The 21088-nt window shown below is 65.1% G+C and carries 19 protein-coding genes and 2 tRNA genes; 6 read left to right on the top strand and 15 right to left on the bottom strand.

Going from position 1 to position 21088, the window contains the following annotated elements; all coding sequences use genetic code 11:
- Positions 1-8: 8 nt before the first annotated feature.
- Genes QFZ40_RS04305 through yidC form a run of 3 tightly spaced genes read right to left on the bottom strand, consistent with a single transcriptional unit; the run spans position 9 to position 2094 of the window.
- Positions 9-668 (bottom strand): SDR family oxidoreductase, encoded by a 660-nt coding sequence (locus QFZ40_RS04305; protein ID WP_306903054.1) that lies wholly within the window; start codon positions 666-668, stop codon positions 9-11.
- Positions 669-703: 35 nt separating this feature from the next.
- Positions 704-1261: a dihydrofolate reductase family protein gene (locus QFZ40_RS04300; protein WP_306903053.1), complete on the bottom strand. Its 558-nt coding sequence runs from the start codon at positions 1259-1261 to the stop codon at positions 704-706.
- Between the two features lie 5 nt (positions 1262-1266).
- Positions 1267-2094, bottom strand: a complete 828-nt coding sequence (gene yidC / locus QFZ40_RS04295) for a membrane protein insertase YidC (protein WP_306903052.1) — start codon at positions 2092-2094, stop codon at positions 1267-1269.
- Between the two features lie 240 nt (positions 2095-2334).
- On the opposite strand from yidC, the gene QFZ40_RS04290 reads away from it, so the two are divergent.
- Together QFZ40_RS04290 and QFZ40_RS04285 are read left to right on the top strand one after the other, a co-directional pair.
- The gene (locus QFZ40_RS04290) at positions 2335-2787 is read left to right on the top strand and encodes a hypothetical protein (RefSeq protein WP_306903051.1); all 453 of its coding nucleotides are present in this window, start codon (positions 2335-2337) and stop codon (positions 2785-2787) included.
- Between the two features lie 84 nt (positions 2788-2871).
- Complete coding sequence (locus QFZ40_RS04285) at positions 2872-3804, top strand: S66 peptidase family protein (RefSeq protein ID WP_306903050.1); 933 nt, start codon at positions 2872-2874, stop codon at positions 3802-3804.
- 86 nt (positions 3805-3890) lie between these two features.
- On the opposite strand, the gene QFZ40_RS04280 is transcribed toward QFZ40_RS04285, so the two are convergent.
- The 5 genes from QFZ40_RS04280 to QFZ40_RS04260 all read right to left on the bottom strand — a co-directional run bounded on the left by QFZ40_RS04280 (position 3891) and on the right by QFZ40_RS04260 (position 8141).
- A tRNA-Met gene (locus QFZ40_RS04280) sits at positions 3891-3967 on the bottom strand.
- 61 nt (positions 3968-4028) lie between these two features.
- Positions 4029-4100: transfer RNA gene (locus tag QFZ40_RS04275), tRNA-Thr, on the bottom strand.
- A 118-nt stretch (positions 4101-4218) separates the two neighbouring features.
- On the bottom strand, positions 4219-4653 hold the full coding sequence (locus tag QFZ40_RS04270; protein WP_306903049.1) for a LysM peptidoglycan-binding domain-containing protein: 435 nt from the start codon (positions 4651-4653) through the stop codon (positions 4219-4221).
- 210 nt (positions 4654-4863) lie between these two features.
- Complete coding sequence (locus QFZ40_RS04265) at positions 4864-7068, bottom strand: DEAD/DEAH box helicase (protein ID WP_306903048.1); 2205 nt, start codon at positions 7066-7068, stop codon at positions 4864-4866.
- A gap of 416 nt (positions 7069-7484) precedes the next feature.
- Positions 7485-8141 (bottom strand): MOSC domain-containing protein, encoded by a 657-nt coding sequence (locus QFZ40_RS04260; protein ID WP_306903047.1) that lies wholly within the window; start codon positions 8139-8141, stop codon positions 7485-7487.
- Positions 8142-8313: 172 nt separating this feature from the next.
- Here QFZ40_RS04260 and QFZ40_RS04255 point away from each other — a divergent pair, with 172 nt between their 5' ends.
- From QFZ40_RS04255 to QFZ40_RS04240, 4 genes are read left to right on the top strand one after another with little or no spacing between them, the layout of a single operon-like run.
- The gene (locus tag QFZ40_RS04255; protein ID WP_306903046.1) at positions 8314-8925 is read left to right on the top strand and encodes a Tat pathway signal protein; all 612 of its coding nucleotides are present in this window, start codon (positions 8314-8316) and stop codon (positions 8923-8925) included.
- A 2-nt stretch (positions 8926-8927) separates the two neighbouring features.
- On the top strand, positions 8928-10139 hold the full coding sequence (locus QFZ40_RS04250; protein WP_306903045.1) for a glutathionylspermidine synthase family protein: 1212 nt from the start codon (positions 8928-8930) through the stop codon (positions 10137-10139).
- Positions 10136-11668: an APC family permease gene (locus tag QFZ40_RS04245; protein WP_306903044.1), complete on the top strand. Its 1533-nt coding sequence runs from the start codon at positions 10136-10138 to the stop codon at positions 11666-11668. Before QFZ40_RS04250 ends, QFZ40_RS04245 begins: the two co-directional genes overlap by 4 nt.
- Positions 11669-11674: 6 nt before the next feature.
- The gene (locus tag QFZ40_RS04240; protein ID WP_306903043.1) at positions 11675-12868 is read left to right on the top strand and encodes an acyl-CoA dehydrogenase family protein; all 1194 of its coding nucleotides are present in this window, start codon (positions 11675-11677) and stop codon (positions 12866-12868) included.
- A 77-nt stretch (positions 12869-12945) separates the two neighbouring features.
- On the opposite strand, the gene QFZ40_RS04235 is transcribed toward QFZ40_RS04240, so the two are convergent.
- From QFZ40_RS04235 to QFZ40_RS04205, 7 genes are all read right to left on the bottom strand, one after another.
- Complete coding sequence (locus QFZ40_RS04235; RefSeq protein WP_306903042.1) at positions 12946-13719, bottom strand: SDR family oxidoreductase; 774 nt, start codon at positions 13717-13719, stop codon at positions 12946-12948.
- A gap of 4 nt (positions 13720-13723) precedes the next feature.
- Entirely contained in the window at positions 13724-15145 is a 1422-nt protein-coding gene (locus QFZ40_RS04230) for a glycosyltransferase 87 family protein (protein ID WP_306903041.1), read from the bottom strand.
- Between the two features lie 133 nt (positions 15146-15278).
- A complete protein-coding gene (locus QFZ40_RS04225; RefSeq protein ID WP_306903040.1) occupies positions 15279-16631 on the bottom strand; it encodes an MFS transporter in 1353 nt (450 codons plus the stop codon).
- On the bottom strand, positions 16628-17170 hold the full coding sequence (locus QFZ40_RS04220; protein WP_306903039.1) for a winged helix-turn-helix transcriptional regulator: 543 nt from the start codon (positions 17168-17170) through the stop codon (positions 16628-16630). Before QFZ40_RS04220 ends, QFZ40_RS04225 begins: the two co-directional genes overlap by 4 nt.
- Positions 17171-17202: 32 nt before the next feature.
- Positions 17203-18510 carry a glycosyltransferase 87 family protein gene (locus tag QFZ40_RS04215; protein WP_306903038.1) on the bottom strand — a complete coding sequence of 436 codons (1308 nt, stop codon included), beginning with the start codon at positions 18508-18510 and terminating at the stop codon, positions 17203-17205.
- On the bottom strand, positions 18507-19670 hold the full coding sequence (locus tag QFZ40_RS04210; protein ID WP_306903037.1) for a cystathionine gamma-synthase: 1164 nt from the start codon (positions 19668-19670) through the stop codon (positions 18507-18509). The genes QFZ40_RS04215 and QFZ40_RS04210 overlap by 4 nt, the downstream gene beginning before the upstream one ends.
- Before the next feature lie 23 nt (positions 19671-19693).
- Entirely contained in the window at positions 19694-21079 is a 1386-nt protein-coding gene (locus QFZ40_RS04205) for a cystathionine beta-synthase (protein ID WP_306903036.1), read from the bottom strand.
- Positions 21080-21088: the final 9 nt, after the last annotated feature.

Genomic DNA, 21088 nt, shown 5'->3' with positions numbered 1-21088 from the left:
TGCGACTGCTAGGCCACGGGCTGGAGTGCGGCCGACACCGGGAGCGTTCCGTCTCGGAATTCGATGATCCGGCCGGCAGTTTCCGGCAGGTCGAGGACAGCGGCCGCCACAATCGCAGCGTTGCTGCGCGATGTCTCCCTGCTCCCCTGCCCTGGTGCGGGATCGACGTCGATCCGTCCGGTTCCCGGCTTGTCAGTCAGCGATCCGGGGCCAAGGATGGTCCACGCAAGCTGCGTGCCGCGCAGGTATTCGTCGGCGGCAGCCTTGGCCTCCGCATAGGGGAAAAAGCCGTTGTCCGCCGGCACCCCGTGGTCCGGACCGGCGCCCAGGTAGGAGACCATGATGTAACGCCCGACGCCGGCCTCCGCCGCTGCGTCCATCGAGCGGATTGCCGCGTCCCTGTCCACGGCGTAGGTGCGTTCCGGGTTTCCGCCGCCTGCGCCTGCAGACCAGACCACGGCGTCGTGGCCCCGGAGCGCGTCGGCGATTTCCGCCGTCGTCGCGTTTTCAACATCCAATACCGACGGCGTTGCACCGGTTGCCGCAACGTCGCCGGCATGTTCCGGGTTGCGGATGAAGGACGTGACGCTGTGGCCTTCGTCTGTCAGGAGGGCGGACAGGTGGAGGGCCACTTTGCCGTGGCCGCCGATGATTGCGATGCGGGTCATGGATACATTCTGCCCCTCGCGGTGGGCCGCGGGGTTCACGGAAGGGCGCGGTAACGGAGGTAGACGACGCCGTTGCCGAACCGGCGTTCCTCAAGGAGTTCCAGCCTCAGGCCGAATCCGTCCGGCAGGTAGGGCGTGCCGCCTCCCACCACGACGGGATTGATAAAGAGCCTGCATTCATCCACGAGCCCGGCTGAGAGCGCAGAGGCGGCAAGGGTGGCGCCGCCGACGCCGATCTCGCGGCTGCTGCTTTCCTTCAGCTGGCGCACGGCTTCGGGGCTGAACGTGGATTCGATCCTGGTCCGGGCCGTGGACGCCTCGGTGAGACTGGTGGAGTAGACAATCTTGTCCGCAGCCTGCCAGATCCCGGCGTAATCCTTGATCACCGAGGGCTCGCTGTCTGTGTCCATGGTTTCCCAGACGGACATGACCTCGTACATCCGGCGCCCGAAAAGGTAGGTGCCGACGTTGCGCTCGAGATCATTGACGAACGCGTGGACCTCCTCGTCCGGGGCGCTCCAGCTGAAGTTGCCCTCCCTGTCCGCGGTGTATCCGTCCAGCGAGACGATGCCTGTGTACGTCAATTGGGCCATGCGGCCTATTCTGCCGTTGCCAAGGGCGGTTGGGTAGGCGACTGCCGGTCATTGACGAAGAAATGCTGGACCATGGTCCAGAGGTTAGTGGTGGTCCAGTAGATGAGGACACCGATGGGGAAGTTAATGCCACCCACACCGAACACGAGCGGCAGCGCGTAGAGCATCATCCTTTGCTGGCGCATGAATGGGCTGGCTGTCGCATCCTCTGGCGTGTTCCTGGCGAGGATCTGTTTCTGCGTGATGAACTGCGACGCCGTCATGGCAAGGATCATCACGATCGACAGGATGTTGACCGCCACCTGTCCGCTGCCGCCGCCGCCATGCAGGAGAGTCGCGGAGAGCGGTGCACCGAAAATGCTCGATGCGTCGAACTGCCTGACCTGCTCGTGGCTCATGGCGCCGAGGCCCTGCCCCTGGTCCTTTGCGGTGGAGATGCCCGAGAGCACCTGGAAGAGTGCGAAGAAGAACGGCGTCTGGATCAGCAGGGGCAGGCAGGCCGAGAACGGGTTGGTTCCGTGCTTCTTATAGAGGTCCATCTGCTCCTGCGCCATGGCCTGGCGGGAGAGCTGGTCTGTTTTGCCCTTGTACTTGTCCTGGAGCTTCTTCAGGTCAGGCTGCAGGAGCCGCATCCGGCGCTGGGCTTTGACCTGGTTCAGGTACACGGGAATCAGTGCGGCGCGGATGACCAGAACCAGCCCGATGATGGCCAGCGTCCAGGTCCAGCCGTCCGCCGGTGGCATCCCAATAGTCGTGAGCCCGTCATGGAATCCGACCATGATGACGGACACCAGCCACCTGAATGGAAGCATGATGGAATCAAAGAAGTCCATCCGAATCCCCCTTCGCCTCGTGCCGCAAAGCTACGGGGAAACAGGGCCCTTGTCACGGACCCGTGCTGCAGGGCGTCCTGGCCGCAAAGAAAAGGACCCCGGAGGCTGAGTACTGATCCCCGCAGTTTGCACGCACTCGTCAAGCCAAGTCGAGTAGTAGATACGCATGACATGGCCCGGGGCACCATGCGACAGTTATTTTGTCGTTCAATTACTCCACGCCCACAAGTGAAGTGCACCATGGCAAGAAAACGTCGTCGCTCACGTAGCGCGGGCTCCGGCGGGGTTGGCCCCTTCGGCATCTTCCTCGCCTTCGCCGCGGTTTGGGTCCTCATCCAGTACTGGTGGGTTCTCCTGATCGCTCTCGGTCTGGTCGTGCTGACGGTGGCAATCGTCCGCTCCGCCACGACCCCCACCCCTCCGGTCAGGGCACGCCCGCAAAAGTTGGCCAGTCCACCCAAACCTCCACTAGTCATGACCCAACCAAACCGGGCCCTCCTAAGTGACGATCTCGCGGTCCAGATGCGCGCCACCAAACAGGTCCGCCACACACGGGACATGCAGGAATGGGACTACGAGTGGCTCCGGCTGACCCACCCGGAGAAGAGCAGCCGGGAAGTCAGTGAAATCGCCAACGCCCACTTCGCGCGCGGGCGGTCGATCGGCGTCAACTATGGGGACCCCTCCGTCTAACTCAGAGGCCCGATTCCTTGCGGCAAATGTCCTGACTCCATTCCTGTTGTGAGGATCCTGCGGTGCGCTTGCTTTAGGCTCAGCATGATGATCGAGAGAGATGAATCTTCGAGGACATGGCCACGTCTGCAGCGCGGAGATACTGTACGAATCGTCTCGCCGGCGAGCTTTCCGGACGAAGCTGATGTTGCAGCGCTTCAGGTTGAGCTTGAGTCCTGGGGCTTGTCGGTGGAACGAGGTGCCCATGTGTTCGACCAGTGGGGCTACATGGCCGGGCGCGACCTGGACCGGCTCGATGACCTGAACGCCGCCTTTCGGGACTCAAGGGTCCGCGCCATCTTCACGTCACGAGGTGGCGCCGGCGCCTATCGCATCGCCGAGGAGATCGACTTCGAAGCAGTCCGTCGCGACCCCAAGCCACTCATAGGCTTCAGCGACATCAGTTACCTGCAGATGGCCCTTTGGCGTGAGTGCCGCCTGGTGACGATCCACGGTGCTGCTGATGGCGAGGAGGCGACCGCCTCCGTGAGGCAGCTCCTGATGGAAGACACGCCTGTGACTGTAACCCGGGACCCGCAGGCCTACACCGCAAAAATCCACGTCGAAGGCCGGGCAACAGGACTGCTCATCGGCGGCAACCTTTCATCGATCACGCACATGGTTGGTGCCGGCCTGCCATCCCTTGACGGCGGCATCCTTCTACTGGAAGACAAGCGCGACATAGGGCTTGGTCGGATCGATCGTCAAATCACCCAACTGAAACGAGCCGGGGCGCTCGACAACCTGGCAGGCCTCGCACTGGGTCTTTTCACTGGCTTCGATGACTATGAAGACCGCGGCTGGGCCTTGGTAGATGTCCTGAAGGATCATCTGGAGCCCCTTGGCATCCCTGTCCTGGGCGGCCTCAAAATCGGGCACAATGGCATCGGTGCTGACGGGCGACCGGACCAGACCTGCGTCAAGCTAGGCGCCCCTGCCACAATCGATACGGCCGCCGGCACACTAACGTCGGGCTGACCGACCACGATCGATCCGGCGCTGTTCGGGGATTCGGCACTTAAGCAAAAGCAGGTCAGCGGCTAAATGCCTCTGACCTGCTTTTTTGGTAGCGGTGGGGAGGCTCGATCTCCCGACCTCACGATTATGAGTCGTGCGCTCTAACCAACTGAGCTACACCGCCACGAATGAGAAAAACCTGCATCAAGCCGGTCAAAACCGCCTTGACACAGGCTCTCATTCAGAGCCCCCCACCGGAATCGATCCGGTGACCTCGTTCTTACCAAGAACGCGCTCTACCACTGAGCTAGGGGGGCAACGAGTAAATACTCTACCGGAAGATCTGGCCACCAACAAATCGCCATCGGGGCAGGTCAAGGGGCGCCGAAACAGTTGGATCGGCGCTGTTTTTATGGCCTCTTCCGGCAGGCAGAACTACGGCAGCCGGATCACCTGTCCGGGGTAGATTAGCTCCGGATTCGGGACTGTATCCGCGTTCACCGCAATCAGCTCGTCGAGGTCCACGCCGAATTGCACAGCGATGCCGGCAAGGGTATCGCCAGCCTCGACCACCACCTCCGACACGTCTGTCAGCTGGTCAGCGGGAGCAGGAGCAGGAGCGGCAGTGGGCACCGGGGCCGCCTGCGGGATCTCCGGGGCCTGCTGCGCCTCCGTGGCATCACCAGCGCCCGGGCCGGCAGACTCCGAGGGCTCTGGGGATGCCTGGGCCGCTGTGCTTGCCGCCGGAGCAGGGGCCGGGGTTCCCCCGCTAGTGCTGGCGTCCAATCCCGTAGCGGGCTCAGGCCCGCTGTGAGGCCCGTTCTTTGGGCCGAAGCCGAGGTTCTTTTTCAGGTCATCCAGGAATCCCATGTGGTGCCTTTCCCTAAGCTGTACGACCTTCCCTGACTGACCACCAGTCCAGAAAGGTTCCGCAGCTACGCAGGCCCGTAGCCCTTCGATCGTACGGCCGGAGGCACGCGCCTCAAAGGACCCGGCTCCCGGCGGGCCGGGACGACGACTTAAACGCCGATGGACCGACTCGAAAGCCGGTCCATCGGGGGTAGTCAGGCTAGCTGACGGTTACCACTTGCCCTTGCGGTTGAAGTCACGCTGTCCGCCTTCGTTGCCGTGGCGCGGCTTCCGTGAACCGTCGCCATGGCCGCCGAAGCGGGAGTCGCTGGCCTGGCCGCGGGTGGCACCGCTGTCAGCACCGAAGGAGCGCTCGGAACGTTCGCTGTAGGTGCGCCCGCCACGGTCGGCGGAGCCGCCATCAGTTTTGCGGAATTCCTTCTTGAACCCGCCGTTGCCCTTGAAGTTGCCGCCGCGGTCTCCGCCGGAGTTTCCCTGGTAGCCGCCGCGGTCTCCGCCACGGTTGCCCTGGTAGCCCCCACGCTCGCCGCCGCCGGAAGGCTTGCGGCCGTTATCCAGCTCGAGGTGGATCAGCTCGCCGCCAATCCGGGTGCGGGACAGTGCCTTCAGCTGGTCGGCGCTGAGGTCTGCCGGGAGCTCCACGAGGGAGTGGTCCGAGCGGATGTCGATGCCGCCGATCTGCGCAGAGGAAATGCCGCCTTCGTTGGCAATGGCGCCCACGATGGAGCCCGGCATGACGCGCTGGCGGCGTCCGACGGCGATCCGGTAGGTGGCGTTGCCCTCGGTGAGCGTGCGGGTCGGGCCACGTGAACCGAAGCCGTCCTTGGCGCGCTCGCGCTTCTGGAACTCAGGAGCCGCTGGCAGCTCCTTGACCAGCAGCGGCTGTCCGCCCTGCGCCATGACGGCCAGTGCGGCAGCGATCTCCGATGCCGGGACGTTGTGCTCTTCCTCGTAGGAGGCAATGAGGTCACGGAACGCGGCAACATCCTCGGACTCGAGCGTCTCGGTGATGCGCTCGGCGAACTTGCCCAGGCGCAGCGTGTTCACGGTCTCGGCCGTGGGCAGGTGCATCTGCTCCACCGGCTGGCGCGTGGCCTTCTCGATGGAACGCAGCAGGTACTTCTCCCGCGGCGTCATGAACAGGATCGCGTCACCCGAACGGCCTGCACGGCCGGTACGGCCGATGCGGTGCACGTAGGACTCGGTGTCATGCGGGATGTCGTAGTTGATGACGTGGCTGATGCGTTCCACGTCAAGACCACGGGCAGCAACGTCGGTGGCCACCAGGATGTCGATGCGGCCTTCCTTCAGAGCCTCAACAGTGCGTTCGCGCTGCTGCTGCGGGATGTCGCCGTTGATGGCGGCAGCCTGGAATCCGCGGGACTTCAGCTTGTCGGCGAGGTCCTCGGTGGCCATCTTGGTCCGCACGAAGGCGATGACGCCGTCGAACTCTTCAACCTCAAGGATGCGGGTCAGCGCGTCGAGCTTGTGCGGGCCCATAACCTGCAGGTAGCGCTGCTTGGTGTTAGCACCCGTGGTGGTCTTGGACTTCACCGAGATCTCGGCCGGGTTGTTCAGGTACTGCTTGGACATCCGGCGGATCTGGCTCGGCATGGTGGCGGAGAACAGCGCCACCTGGCGGTCAGAGGGGGTCTGCTGGAAGATCTGCTCAACGTCTTCAGCGAAGCCCATGCGGAGCATTTCGTCGGCCTCATCGAGTACGAGGTACTGGAGTTCGGACAGGTCCAGGGAGCCCTTGGCGATGTGGTCGATCACACGGCCGGGGGTGCCGACAACAACCTGCGCGCCGCGGCGCAGGCCGGCGAGCTGGGGGCCGTAGGCGGAGCCGCCGTAAACCGGGAGGACGGTGAAGTCGTCAATGTGCTTGGCGTAGGAAGTGAAGGCCTCAGCGACCTGGAGCGCGAGCTCGCGGGTCGGAGCGAGGACCAGGGCCTGCGTCTTGCGGGAGGGGCCGTTGAGGTCGTGGAGCTCGGCCAGACGGGACAATGCCGGTACTGCGAATGCTGCAGTCTTACCGGTGCCGGTCTGGGCGAGGCCCACGACGTCGCGGCCTTCGAGCAGCAGCGGGATGGTTGCTGCCTGGATGGGGGAGGGCTTCTCGTAGCCGACGTCCTGCAGGGCGGCAAGGACGCGGGGGTCGATGCCGAGGTCCACAAAGCGGATGCCTTCAGCTTCGGTGTCTGCCTCGCCGCGGCTGTTATCAGCCTTGGGGGTTTCTTCGACGGGCGCCTCTGCGGCGGGGGCTTCTTCGTCGGGCGCTACTTCAGCGCGGGCCTCTTCAGCGGTGATAGCGGGCGCTTCGATGAAGACAGCAGCAGGCGCGGTCTCGACGTCGTTCACGGTGTTTTCCGTGGCTACCGCTTCAGCAGCGTCGTGGTTCTGATTTTCGGGCATAGGGAAATTTCCTCATCCATAGGGGGCCAGGCGGCACTACCCGAGGTGAGCGGAGCCGCAGTACGTGTGCCGTGGATGCCGGGCATACGTTGACCGGCCGGTCACTTAGAAGCCCGGCGCTTTCGCAATCCCTGGCAGGGCTTCCCGCTGCATCTCTTGGCTGCTATCCCAGCAGTCTGTACAGCGTTTTCTTTAGCCGGCTCTCCCTATGAAAATGCCCGCAATCACATTGTCGGGCCCCAACACTTACCAGTCCTGCCTCAAAAATTGGGCAAGAATAAGGGATTTCCGGAGTGGGGGATGTTTCAAGTGTAAGGCACGGATCCGCTCAGGCGTAATCGAGCGGCCGACGCCGGCAGTGAGCTTGCGCACACGGCCGCACCTTCCCGCGCCGGTTCAGTAAGGACCGGTGCGGTTCACCGGCCCAGACGGCGCGCTAACAACTCGAACTTTTCGTCGTATTCAGGCTGCTGCAGGCGGATCTCGCCATCGGCGTGGGCATCCCGCAGCGCTTCCATGGACTCGAGATCCGGATCGCTGAACCATTTCCCCACCGTGACCCCGTGCTTGGGGACGAAGAGGCGGTGGATGTGATCGCCGGCACGGATGCTGCCGGTGCGGATCACCCTGAGGTACGCGCCCACCCGCCCCTCGTTCGTGAAGCGCTTGACGAACTGGGGCTCCCCCATCCGGCGCTGGAACGTGGCACAGGGCGTGCGGGGCGAGGTGACTTCAACTTCCACATCCAGTCCGATTTTCCACCGTTCCCCGATGACAGCCCCCGTGGCCTCGATGCCGGCCACCCGGAGGTTCTCGCCAAAGATTCCCGGCGGGAGGTCCCGGTCCAGTTCAGCGGCCCAGTAGTCCGCATCGGCCTGCGAATACGCGTAGATCGCCTGGTCCTCGCCACCGTGATGGATGCGGCTCGCCTGGATGTCACCGTGCAGGCCCAGCTTGTGCACTTTGACCGGACCCGGGACCGGCCGCTTGTCGATTGCCGTTACTCCCACACTTCCTTCATCGCTGAGGAGCTGGTGGACTCGGCAGACGGCAAGCACAGAGGCGGTTTCCATGGCTCCAGTGTAGGTTCCACAGCTGCGGACACGCCCTATCGCGGAGCCGGGAGTCTCCCCTGGCTTCTGCTCGCAGGCGGCGCGGGCAGGGACTACGCTGATTTGAGGATTGAGATTCGCAGGCGCAACGCTGCGCATCACTACGAAAGCATGGACAACGGAGGGGGACGCCGTGGACCCGGACCAGGATCGGGAGCACGATCCGAAAGAGGGCGGTGACAAACCACCAGCCCCGGACCCAACAAGGCCGGAAACCGCGAAGCCGCCGCCCTGGCAGGTGCCCAAGCCGGAACTGCACCCGGAACTCCTCAATGAACCGCCTGCCACGGTGGACCCCTTCGCCAGGGACCGCGAGCGCGAGCACAAGGAGGCTGCCGCGCGGAAGAAACGCTCCCAGCGGCGCACCGTCGTCGTGGGATTGGGCGTGACCGCACTGCTCGCCGGGACCATCACCGCCGTCGTAGCCAGCAACCAGGACGATCCCGAATACGCCCAGGTCTGCTTCAACGACGAAACCGGCGAACGCGTCGAGGACACCAACTGCAACAGTTCGGCAGGGAGGGCGGGCGGCCTCTACGCCTGGTACTTCTTCTCCCGCGGCGCCTATGTGCCGCCAGTAGGGCAGAACCGTTCCACGGCCCCGAACTTCACCCGGACCATACCCAGCGATGCCAAAGCATCAACCGGTTACAGCACCAAAGGCGGCACCGTCAGCCGAGGCGGCTTCGGCACCAGCGCCAAGAGCGGGACCAGCGGTGGCGGCGGCAAGGTCTCGGGGGGCTGAGGGTGAAGCGGTTGCTGAGCGAACCCCGGCCCGGCTGGAAGCAGAAGATTGAAGAACAGGGCCTGGTCTTCTCCACCACCACCATGCCTGATGGCCACAAGATCGAATACTGGCATGAGGGCGCCTACTACGAGTTCACCATGGACGAGGTGGAGGCCCTCGAGGCAACTGCCGAGGAAATGCACAAAATGTGCCTGGAGGCGGCAAAGTTCCTGGCCACCGGAGCCATGGGCACCCTCGGCATCGGCCCCCAGGCCCTGGAACTTGCGGCGGAGTCGCTTCAAGCCGGCGACCTCGATGTCTACGGCCGGTTCGACGTCATCTACGACGGCCAGGGCGGCCCGGCCAAGATGCTGGAGTACAACGCGGACACGCCGACCGGCCTGATCGAGGCAGCGGTGGCGCAGTGGTTCTGGCTGCAGGACGTCTTCCCGGACAAGGATCAGTGGAACGGGATTCATGAGGCCCTGATCCGGCAGTGGAAGAAGTTCCAGTACCGCACCGGGATGAGCACCCTCCACATCGCCCACTCCGAGGCCGAGGAATCAGGCGAGGACTGGATGACCGCCGCGTATATGCGCGACGTCGCCAGCCAGGCAGGCTGGACCACCATTGGCATCAACATGTCCGATATCGGCTGGGATCCGAACCTCAACCGGTTCGTGGACCTCGACAACTTCATGATCAGCACCATCTTCAAGCTCTACCCTTGGGAGCTGATGATGAAGGAGCCGTTCGGGCACCGGCTTTTGCAGCGGGCCCACAATCCGCGCTGGGTGGAGCCCGCCTGGAAGATGCTGCTCTCCAACAAGGCCCTCCTCGCGGCGCTGTGGCATTTGTACCCCGACCACCCGAACCTGCTGCCGGCCTACCTCAACGAGCCGGGGCCGCTGAAGGAGTGGGTGGCAAAGCCGCTGCATGGCCGTGAGGGCGACAACATCCGGCTCCACGCTGACGGCATCGCCCTGGAGCAGCCCGGAGGGTACGGGCGTGAAGGCTGGTGTTACCAGCAGTACCACCCGCTCCCGGACTTTGACGGCAACCACCCGGTCCTGGGCCTGTGGGTGGTGGACGGGGAGTCTGTTGGCTGCGGCATCCGGGAATCGGACGGCCCGATCACCGACTACTTCTGCCGCTTTGTCCCCAACACCATCGACGCCCCTGCTCCCCTGTCGGCGCAGGCCTCCTCCAACAAAGCAGGTATCGCGCTATGAGCACAGACATTACGACGGCGGGCGGCGGCCGGCCGGGGCCATCCGGCGGTGCCGTCCCGGCGAAGGGTCTCCGGGCCGGAATCCTTGACCTCGGGGATTCGGTCATGCTGGGGCTGGCCTCCACAGCGCCGGTCTATTCGCTGGCAGCCACCCTGGGCCTGATCGTGGCGGTGAACGGGAACTACACGCCGCTGATTTTGGTGCTGGGATTCATCCCCGTCCTGTTCATCGCGTACGCGTTCCGGGAGCTCAACAGCGCCATGCCGGACTGCGGCACCACGTTCATCTGGGCCCGGCGGACGTTTGGCCCCTGGGCCGGCTGGCTGGGCGGATGGGGTGTGGCGCTCGCCGGCATCGTGGTGCTTGCCAACCTTGCCCAAGTGGCAGGACAGTACTTATGGCTCCTGGTGGGCGACGGCTCCCTGGCGGAGAACACTCTCCTGGTCACGGCCACCGGCGTGGCGTTCATCGCGCTCATGACGCTGGTGAACTTCCGCGGCATCAGGCTGGGTGAGCACGTCCAGCGGGTCCTGACGTATATCCAGTACATCTCGCTGGGAATATTTGCCCTGGCTCTCATTATTGGCATCGCTGGAGCGGGCTCCGGTGAAGCCACGACCATCCAGGCCTTTGATCTTGAATGGTTCAACCCCGCCGGGGCTTTTGCCGACCCGGGCGCCGTTGTGCACGGCGCTCTGCTGGCCCTGTTCATCTATTGGGGCTGGGACACGTGCCTGGCGGTAAACGAGGAAACTGAGAATCCCGCCAAAACTCCCGGCAGGGGCGCCGTCATCTCCGCGTTTGTCCTGCTGGCGATCTACGTCTCTGTGGCACTCCTGGTCATGATGTATGCCACGGTGGGCACTGAAGGGATCGGCCTGGGCAACAGCGAGAACCAGGACGACGTCTTTGTGGCCATGAAGGATGTCGTGCTGGGCCCCTGGGGCTGGCTGATCGTGGTGGCCGTACTGGCGTCGGTACTCTCCTCCACCCAAACCACCATTCTTCCCACTGCCCGGGGCACCCTTTCCATGGGAGTCCACGGCGCGCTTCCCGCCAGGTTCGGCAAAGTTCATCCCCGCAACCAGACACCGGGATTCTCCACCCAGGTGATGGGTGCTGCGGCGATTTGCTACTACGTGGCCATGAGTTTCCTCAGCGAGAACCTGCTGTCCGACTCCATCAGCTCCATCAGCCTGTTCATCGCGTTCTACTTCTCCCTGACCGGCTTCGCATGCTTCTGGTTCTTCCGCCGCACGCTGCGGGACTCCGCACGGAACCTCTGGTTCCGCGGCATCCTGCCCCTCCTGGGTGCCCTGATGCTGACAGCGGCCTTCTTCATCTCAGCCGTCCAGATGTGGGACCCGGCCTATGGCAACACCCGGATCTTTGGCGTCGGCGGGGCGTTCGTAAGCGGCGTGGCGCTCCTGGCCCTCGGGGTGGTGCTGGCCGTGGTGTGCCGGTTCCTGCCGTCCACCCGCGGCTACTTCCTGGCATCGCGCCCCGGCACCAGCACCCTCGAGGCGTGAATAACGATGGCTGATGAGGCATCCCCAGCACACGACCCCTCCGACGTCCTGGCCCTTGATTCGCTGCTGACTTCCGAAGAGCTGGCTGTCCGGGAGCGGATCCGTGATTTCACCGACCAGCGGATCAAACCGGACATTGCCCGCTGGTACGACGACGCTGTTTTCCCCCTGGAGCTTGCCCCGGAACTCGGCGAGCTCGGAGTCCTGGGCATGCACCTGGAGGGTTACCGCTGCCCGGGACGCACCGCCGTCGAATATGGCCTTGCGGCCATGGAGCTGGAGGCCGGGGATTCCGGAATCCGCACGTTCGTTTCCGTGCAGGGTTCGCTGGCCATGACGGCCATCCACAAGTGGGGTTCGGAGGAACAGAAGCAGGAATGGCTCCCCCGGATGGCTGCGGGCGAGCTGATCGGGTGCTTCGCCCTGACCGAACCCTCCGGTGGTTCGGATCCGTCCTCCATGACCACCGTTGCCCGCCGCGACGGAGCAAGTGACGGCGCGGGCTGGCTGCTCGACGGCGCCAAACGCTGGATCGGGTTCGCCTCCGTGGCCGGCGTGATGGTCGTGTGGGCCAGGACCGACGACGGCGTCCGCGGATTCCTGGTCCCTGCCGGGACACCGGGCGTCACGGCCACCCCCATTGGGAGGAAGCTGTCGATGCGGGCATCCATCCAGTGTGATGTGGTGTTCGACGGCGTCAGGCTGGGACCGGAGGCAGTGCTGCCGGGTGCGCTCGGCCTGCGCGGCCCTTTCACCTGCCTGAACGAGGCACGGTATGGCATCGCCTGGGGCGCCATGGGGGCGGCGCGGGATTCATACGAGGCCGCCCTGAAGTACTCACAGGACCGGATGCAGTTCGGAAAGCCGCTGGCCGGCTACCAGCTGACGCAGGAAAAGCTGGTGAACATGCTGCTGGAGATCCAGAAAGGCACCCTGCTTGCGCTCCATCTGGGCCGCCTCAAGGATGCCGGCAGGCTGCGGCCGGAGCAGATCTCACTGGGCAAGCTGAACAACGTGCGTGAGGCCATCGCCATCGCACGCGAAGCCCGTTCCATCCTGGGAGGCAACGGCATCACGCTTGACTATTCGCCTTTGCGGCATGCCGCCAACCTGGAATCGGTGCGCACCCATGAAGGCACCGACGAGGTGCATGCCCTGGTGCTCGGCCAGCACATCACTGGCCTCGGCGCGTTCCGCTGAGCGCCCTTCAGCCCAACTGAGTAGCAGCAGGTGTCGTTTTGGCGCCGCATAACGACCCTTGCTGCTACCTAGTTGGGTCAGGCTGAGAAACCGCCGTCGGACTTGATCAGCTGACCCGACACCCACCGGCCTGCCGGCGAGAGCAGGAATGCCACCGTGCCGGCGACGTCCGCAGGTGTGCCAAGCCGGCCACCCGGCTGCTGGCGGGTTAGCTGCTCCCTGGCGTCCTGACTCATCCAGCCGGTATCGATCGGTCCGGGGTTGAGCACGTTTGCGGAGATTCCCCGCGGCCCCAGCTCCCGTGCTGCCGCGATGACAATCCGGTCCAAGGCGCCCTTGGAAGCGCCGTAGGGAAGGTTGAACGCTGTGTGGTCGCTTGTCAGCGCGACGATCGCGCCGCCGTCGGCCGTTACCTGCCGCGTAAACGCGGCGATAAGCTGCCAGCTGGCCCGGGTGTTTACGGCAAAGTGGCGCTCGAAGGCCTCCAGCGTGGTGTCCAGGATGCCCGAATCCACGGACTCGGTGTGGCTGAGCACCAGGGCCTCCAGCGGTCCGGCGAGCTCGTTGGCAGCCGCGATCAGGCGGTCGGCCGCCTCCGGGTCCTCCAGGTCCGCGGGCACCGTGAACACGCGGGCGCCGATGGCTTCCAGTTCGGCGGTCAGGCGCACGACGTCGTCGGGCTGGATCCCCCACGGCATCCGGGCGTCGTAGTCCTGCCAGTACGTCAGGACAAGGTCCCACCCGTCCGCCGCCAGGTGCCGGGCAATGCCGGCACCGATGCCGGCGAGCCTGCCAACTCCGGTGACCAGGGCGGTTTTGCGGCCGGCGCTCTCAGGTGGAGTGTGTTTCATGGAATCAGCCTAGTAGCTGGGCCGGGGCCGCCTTCGGCGTGTCAGGTTTGACGCTACCCGCCGTTTTGCCGTTGCCCTGCTCGGCAGTGGCGCCCGCCCCCGTCAACAGAGCGCCGCGGCGAAGGGCTGCCAGCCAGCACAGCAGGATGGCTGCGCCGCAGAAGGCTCCGGCGCTGGAGGCCATGATCCACAGCCCGGGCGTCTGGACGTCCAGGTTTTTGGCGCCGAATGCCAGTCCGATCGTCTTGGGCGAGAACAAGAAAGCCAGGACCGAGAGCAGCAGCACGGAGGTCATCACTATTCGCAGCCGCCTGAACCGGTCGGGTATCTCCCGCAGAGTCCACGCGAAGGCGGGCAGGATGGCTGCCATCCAGACCCAGTGGTGGGACCACGAAACCGGGCTGATGAGCAGCATGGCGAGCGTGGTGGCGGACGCTGCGACGACCCTTGCGCCCTGGTCGCTGGCCAGTTTGATGACTGCAGCTGCAAAGGCCACGACGAGGAGGCTTAGCAGCAGCCAGGGGACAGTGACGGCGGAAGCGGGGACGCCAAAGTGCAAGAGCGCACCCTTGATGGAGAGATTGTCCACGTAGCCGGCCCCGCCGATCCGTGACGTATCCGGCAGGATGCTGAACCAGAACTGCAGGGACTCGACGGGACGCAGCAGCGCGCCCACCAGCACCGTTGCCGTAAAGCCGGCACCCATGTTCATCAGGCCGCGCCAGTCCTTCCGCACCAGGTAGTACAGGCCAAACACCAGCGGAGTGAGTTTGATGCCGGCCGCGACCCCCACCAGGAAGCCGCTGCCGGGCATGCTCCGGTTCCAGCGGTGGTTCCGTGACAGCAGGTCTGCCGTCATCAGCCCCATGAGGAGGATGTTGACCTGGCCGAAGGCGAGCGACTCGCGCCAGGGCCCCAGCGTCAGCATGGCCAGAAGCCCGGCGGCGGCAATCCAGCTGCTCCGGGGTGAGTCGAACGTCGTTCGCCAGTCTGTTCTGGAGTTCCAGTAGCGCACTGCAAGGGCCGACAGCCAGGCAGCCACGGCCACCCCCGCGGCATTGAACAGCTGAAGCGCCAGGGCTTCCGGGAGCCGGGCCAGGAGGCTGAACACCAGCGCCGCGAATGGCGGATACGTGAACGGCAGCCCCGGGCCCCCCGCCCATTCCAGGGTGGGACTGTATACGGCCGATGCGTGCCACCCGGCGTCGTTCAGGATCTTTCCGCCGTGCCAGTAGACGCTGAAGTCGAGGCCCTGCTTGTTCCAGTTCGAGAGCAGGAACCATACAGGAACGGCAACCACGGCCGCCGGCAGCCACAGGGCGATCAGCCTCCATAACCGCAGGGCCGGAATCCGGGCGGCTGAAGGAAAGGCGCCGTCGGCCCGCTGCCCGTCCGGAGCCGGTAGGTCCAAGTCGGTGTGTGCCATCCGTTGTCCCCCGAGTTCGGCTGTGCGCTGCCGGATCCCACGGGCATAACGCTGGGGCTGCGGCGCATATCTGGAACGGCGCATCGCCGTAGGCTACATACTACATATGCAGGATCCGCTTCCCCGCCATTGGCTACGCCGCGACGGCAGAGGGCTCCCGGGAAGTAGCCTCCTTGCGGATCGTGGCGCTGATGACGGCGGCGATGGTGCACATCGCGGCCGCCGCGAACCAGGCGTAGGTGTACTGGCCGGTGGCGTCGCGGATGGCGCCGGCACCAAGTGCCGCTGCGGCAGCACCCAGCTGGTGGGCCGCGAAGACCCAGCCGAACACCACGCTGCCGTCCGCGCCGAACGTCTTGCGGCAGATCGCCGCCGTGGGCGGAACCGTGGCCACCCAGTCCAGGCCATAGATCACCACAAACACGATGATGCTCGGCTGGACTGTGGCGCTCAGGAGCAGCGGCAGCACCAGCAGGCCGATGCCGCGGAACTGGTAGTAGGCGGCCAGCAGGATTCGAGGGTTGAAGCGGTCCGCCAGCCAGCCGGAGGCAATGGTTCCCAGGATGTCAAAGATCCCGACGACGGCGAGCAGCCCGGCTGCGGTGGTTTCGGGCATGCCGTGGTCGTGGGCCGACGGGATGAAGTGCGTGCCGATGAGCCCGTTCGTGGTTGCGCCGCAGATCGCGAAGCCCGCCACCAGGGCCCAAAAGGTGCGAACCCTGCTGGCACGCTTCAGCACCTGAAGGGCCCGCATCGCGGCGTTGCTGCTGGAGGCAGTTGCCGGGGTCTCGGCCGAAAGCTGCGCCACGCTCACCTCCTCTGCAGTCATCCCGTAGGGCAAGGCCCCGACGTCGGCAGGTGAGTTCTTGAGGAACTTCAGTACCAGCGGAACCACAGCCAGCGCGCCGGCGGCAATCAGCAGTGACGCCTGCCGCCAGCCGGGATCCTGGGCGAGCAGGGCGATGAACGGCAGGAAGACCAGCTGGCCCGCGGCGCTCCCGGCCGTCAGGATGCCGATCACCAGGCCGCGGTTTTTGGCGAACCAGGTGTTGGCGATGGTGGCTGCGAAGACGAGCGCCATGGAGCCCGTCCCCAGCCCGATGAGAAGGCCCCATGTCAGCAGGATCTGCCAGGACTGGTTGACCAGCACCGTCAGTGCGCTGCCGGCACCAATCAGCACGAGGGCCGTTGCCGTCACCGCCCGGATGCCGAAGCGTTCCATGAGGGCAGCTGCGAAGGGGGCGGTGAGGCCGAAGAGCACAAGGTTGATGCTGACTGCTGCTGAAAGGACTGTGGTGGACCAGCCGAACTCCTGCTGCAGCGGAATCATCAGCACGCCCGGCGCAGCCCGGAACCCGGCGGCGCCCACCAGGGCCAGGAAGGCCACCGCCGCCACGATCCAGGCGGGGTGCAGCCGGCGTCTGGGCTGCTGTGGAGCGAGGGCGGGCTGCGCAGATTCCAGCTCAGCTGGTTCAGTGGCGCTCATGCGGCTGTTCCGTTCCGTGCGGGCGTTGACTGCGATGGCGCAGCGGGTGATGGCATGGCGGTGGCAAGTTCAACGGGATCAGTGGTCCGGGTAAGGCTGTGCCAGCTGGTGTTGGCCGCGGTCAGGGGCTCGCCGCATCGGGTGCAGGTATCAGCCGAACTGGTCCGCTGGCCGCAGCCGGAGTGGATGACGTACATGTGAGCCTGGTCCGACGGCGCGGGCAGGTGTTTTTCGGCCCAGATCACCACAGCGTTGAGGACCGGCAAGGCGTCTTCCCCCTTGGCAGTCAGGACGTACTCCTGGCGGATGCGGCCGCCGTCGTCGTACGCTTCCTTGCTGAGCAGCCCCGACTCCACCAGGCCGGACAGGCGCCTGGTGAGCACCGAATCCGCGACTTCCAGCCGTGACTTGATGGCGTCAAAGCGCCGGTTGCCAAAAAAGACCTCGCGGAGCACCAGCATGCTCCAGGGGTCGCCCAGGATATCGAGGCCGCGCGCCATGCTGCACATGCGCTGGGACCAGTCTGAACGGAGCGCCATACAGGCACCCTAGCTGACTCGCTTGAAGAAAGCTAGCCTTGTTGCCCTGCCGCAACTCCTGGCTGTGGCAACCGCAGCGCAGCGCGTGACGGGCGGTAGGCGATGGCCCAGTAGACCAGCAGCGCGACGCCGCACACCACGCCCAGGCTGGTGACGGCAAGCTGCCATTGGGTCTGCGGATCCTTGCCCCATTCCCGCGCCCCCGCCATCATCGCCAGATACTTGGGAGTGAGGTAAAAGGCCACCAGGGTAAAGGCCACGATTGCCCAGCCGGCCGCGCGCGTCTTGCCATGGCGGGAGGGCACGCGGTGCATCGCGAAGGCCATGGAGGGCAGCGCCACCGCCATCCACACCCAGTGGTGGGACCAGGAAACGGGGCTGGCCAGCAGCATCAGCACGGCGTTTGCAGAGACGGCCACAAAGTTCTCTTCAGCGGACACGGCCCACTTGATCACCAGCGCCGCCACAGCGGCCAGCGCCAGGGAAAGCACCAGCCAGAGCACGCTGGTCAGGCCCGAGTCCGGCAGGCCGATGTGCAGCAGGAGGCCCTTGACTGAGAGGTTGTCCAGGTAAGCGGGCCCGCCGATGCGGCCGGTGTCGGGAAGGATTTTGGTCCAGAAGGTCAGGGAGGCGTGAGGGAGGACGGCCCATGCCAGGGCGATGGTCCCGAAGAATCCCGCAGCCATCCAGGCCAATGCCTTGAAGTCACGCCGCACCAGGAAATAGAGGCCGAACGCCAGCGGCGTGAGTTTGATTCCGGCCGCCATCCCGATCAGCAGTCCGGCAGGCCAGCGGATCTCCCCTGCACGGTCCTTTCCATACAGCGCGAAGTCGGCAAGGATCAGCCCCATCAGGATGATGTTGATCTGTCCGAAGTCGAACGTGTCACGCCACGGCCCGAGCAGCAGGATGGCCGCCGTCCCCGCGAGCGCCACAGTCCTGAACCGCCAGTCGGCGAAGGATTCCCGCCACCCGGTCAGCCGGAAATAGTGCCGGGCCAGCCAGGCGGCCACGACGGCGGCCCCGGCGAGCGCCGTCGTAATGAAAACCAGAATGCTGGTGCCGAAGGGCAGCAGTGCCAGCCCGGCAAACAGGAGCGCCGCGAACGGCGGGTAGGTGAACGGCAGGCCGTCACGGAGCGCGTACAGCTCGTTGATGCCCGCCTCGCCGGTCTGGAGCACCCGGCCGCCGCCGTAGTAGTACACCTCGAAGTCGTTCATCAGGGGAATGTAGGAGGAGTACAGGACCATCAGGGCGATGACGACGGCGGCGCCTCCTGCCGCCGTCGCGATCCAGCCGCGGGCGGTTCCCAATGCCATGGCCGGGGAGGATGCAGTCACTGGATGAAGCTGAAGGCGTGGTCGAGGTCCGCGATGAGATCCTCCACGTCCTCGATCCCGCACGACAGCCTGATCAGGTTCACGGGAACGGCCAGCTCGGTGCCCTTGACCGAGGCGTGGGTCATTTCCGAGGGGTAATTCATGAGCGATTCGATGCCGCCCAGGGATTCGGCCAGCGTGAACACGGAGGTGGCCTCGGCAACCTTGCGGGCCGCAGCTTCCCCGCCCTTGAACTGGACGGACACCATTCCGCCGAACTTCTTCATCTGCTTCTTAGCCAGCTCATGGCCGGGGTGGTCCGGCAGTCCCGGGTAGAGCACAGCCTCCACCTCCGGCCGCTCCAGCAGCCATTCGGCGACGGCCTGCGCGTTTTCGCTGTGCCTGTCCATCCGGACGCCCAGGGTCTTCAGCCCGCGGGTAGTGAGGAAGGCGTCCATGGGCCCGGAGACGGCGCCCACTGCGAACTGCACGAAGCCGATCTTTCCTGCCAGTTCCGCGTCCTTGACCACGATGGCGCCGCCCACCACATCGGAGTGGCCGCCGATGTACTTCGTGGTGGAGTGCACGACGATGTCCGCGCCGAGGGCGAGCGGGGTCTGAAGGTAAGGGGAGGCGAAGGTGTTGTCCACCACCAGGAGGGCACCGGCGTCGTGAGTCAGTTCGGCAAGCGCGGCAATGTCGGTGATTTTCATCAGCGGGTTGGAGGGCGTTTCCACCCAGACGAACCTTGTCTTGTTGGCCGCCACCACCGCGCTGACGGCGTCAAGGTCGGACATGTCCACTGGTGTGTTGCCGATCCCCCACTCGCCGAGTATCCCGTTGATCAGCCGGTAGGTGCCGCCATAGGCGTCGTTGCCCAGGACGATGTGGTCCCCCGGGCGGGTGAGGGCCCGGATCAGGGAGTCTTCGGCGGCGAGTCCGGAACTAAAGGAGAAGGCATGCGTCCCGCCTTCCACCGCCGCGAGCTGTTCCTGCAACGAATCGCGGGTGGGATTGTTACCACGGCCGTACTCGTAGCCGTCGCGGAGCCCGCCAATGCCGTCCTGGGCATACGTTGAGCTGAAGTGCAGCGGGGGGACCACCGCTCCCGTGCGGGGCTCGAAAGCCTGGCCGGCATGGATGGCTCGGGTGTTGAATCCTTGGTTTTCAGAGAGGGACATGATGCTCCTGTTCAATGGACTATTCAGTTGCTGAGGTAGGCAAGGAGGTCGTGCCGGGTCAGGATGCCCACGGGGGCGCCGACGAACGTCACCATCACGGTGTCCACGTCGGAGAGCAACTCACGGGCTGCCGAAATCGTTTCCAACGAACCGATCACCGGGAGCTTCGGCCCCATGTGCTCGGAGATCTTGTCCGTCAGCCTGGCTTCGCCACGGAACAGCTTGGAGGTGAGGGTCCGCTCATCCACGGCACCGAGTACCTCGCCCATCACCACGGGAGGTTCCTGCGAAAGGACCGGGATGTGGCTGACGCCGAATTCGTTCATGATGTTGATGACGTCGCGCACCGTTTCGTTCGGGTGGATGTGCACCAGGTCAGGCAGCTCTCCCGTCTTGGACTTGATCACCTCGCCCACGGACGATTCCTCGCCCCCGGAGAGGAAACCGTAGGAGCGCATCCACTGGTCGTTGAATATTTTGGCCAGGTAACCGCGGCCCGAATCGGGCAGGATCACTACCACCACGGCGTTTTCGGGCAGGTCCCTGGCGGTCCGCATGGCAGCCACTACGGCCATGCCGGAGGAGCCACCCACGAGCAGTCCCTCTTCCCTGGCTAGCCGCCGGGTCATGGCGAAGGAATCAGCGTCGCTGACGGCGATGACCTCGTCCGGAACCGACTTGTCGTAGTTCGCCGGCCACATGTCCTCGCCGACGCCCTCCACGAAGTAGGGCCGCCCCGTCCCGCCTGAGTAGACCGAGCCCTCGGGGTCGGCCCCCACAATCCGGACGCGGCCGCCGTCGGACTCCGGACGGTCTGCCGAGACTTCCTTGAGGAACCGCCCGGTCCCGGTGATGGTCCCGCCAGTGCCGGCGCCGATCACGCAGTGGGTAACCTTGCCGTCGGTGTCGCGCCAGATCTCCGGCCCGGTGGACTCGTAGTGGCTTCCCGGGGCGGCCGGGTTGGAGAACTGGTCGGGCTTGTAGGCGCCGGGGGTCTCGGCGACGATCCGGTCCGAAACGCTGTAATAGCTCTGCGGACTGTCCGGCGCCACAGAGGTGGGCGTCACCACTACTTCCGCGCCGTAGGCCTGGAGGACGGCGCGTTTATCCTCGCCCACCTTGTCCGGCACCACGAAAATGCATTTGTAGCCCTTTTGCTGGGCGACCAGGGCCAGTCCCACACCCGTGTTGCCGGACGTGGGCTCCACGATGGTTCCGCCGGGAAGGAGCTTGCCGTCCCGTTCGGCTTCCTCGATCATCTTTGCCGCGATGCGGTCCTTGATGGATCCGCCGGGGTTCAGGTACTCCAGCTTGACCAGGACTGTGGCCTTGAGGCCGTCCGTCACGTGGTTGAGCTTGATGAGCGGGGTGTTGCCGATGAGGTCCAGAATGGACTGGGCGTACTTCATAGGTACAAA

It is taken from the genome of Arthrobacter pascens, from assembly GCF_030816475.1.
GTDB lineage: Bacteria > Actinomycetota > Actinomycetes > Actinomycetales > Micrococcaceae > Arthrobacter > Arthrobacter pascens_B.
This window is presented reverse-complemented; position numbering and strand designations above follow the sequence as displayed.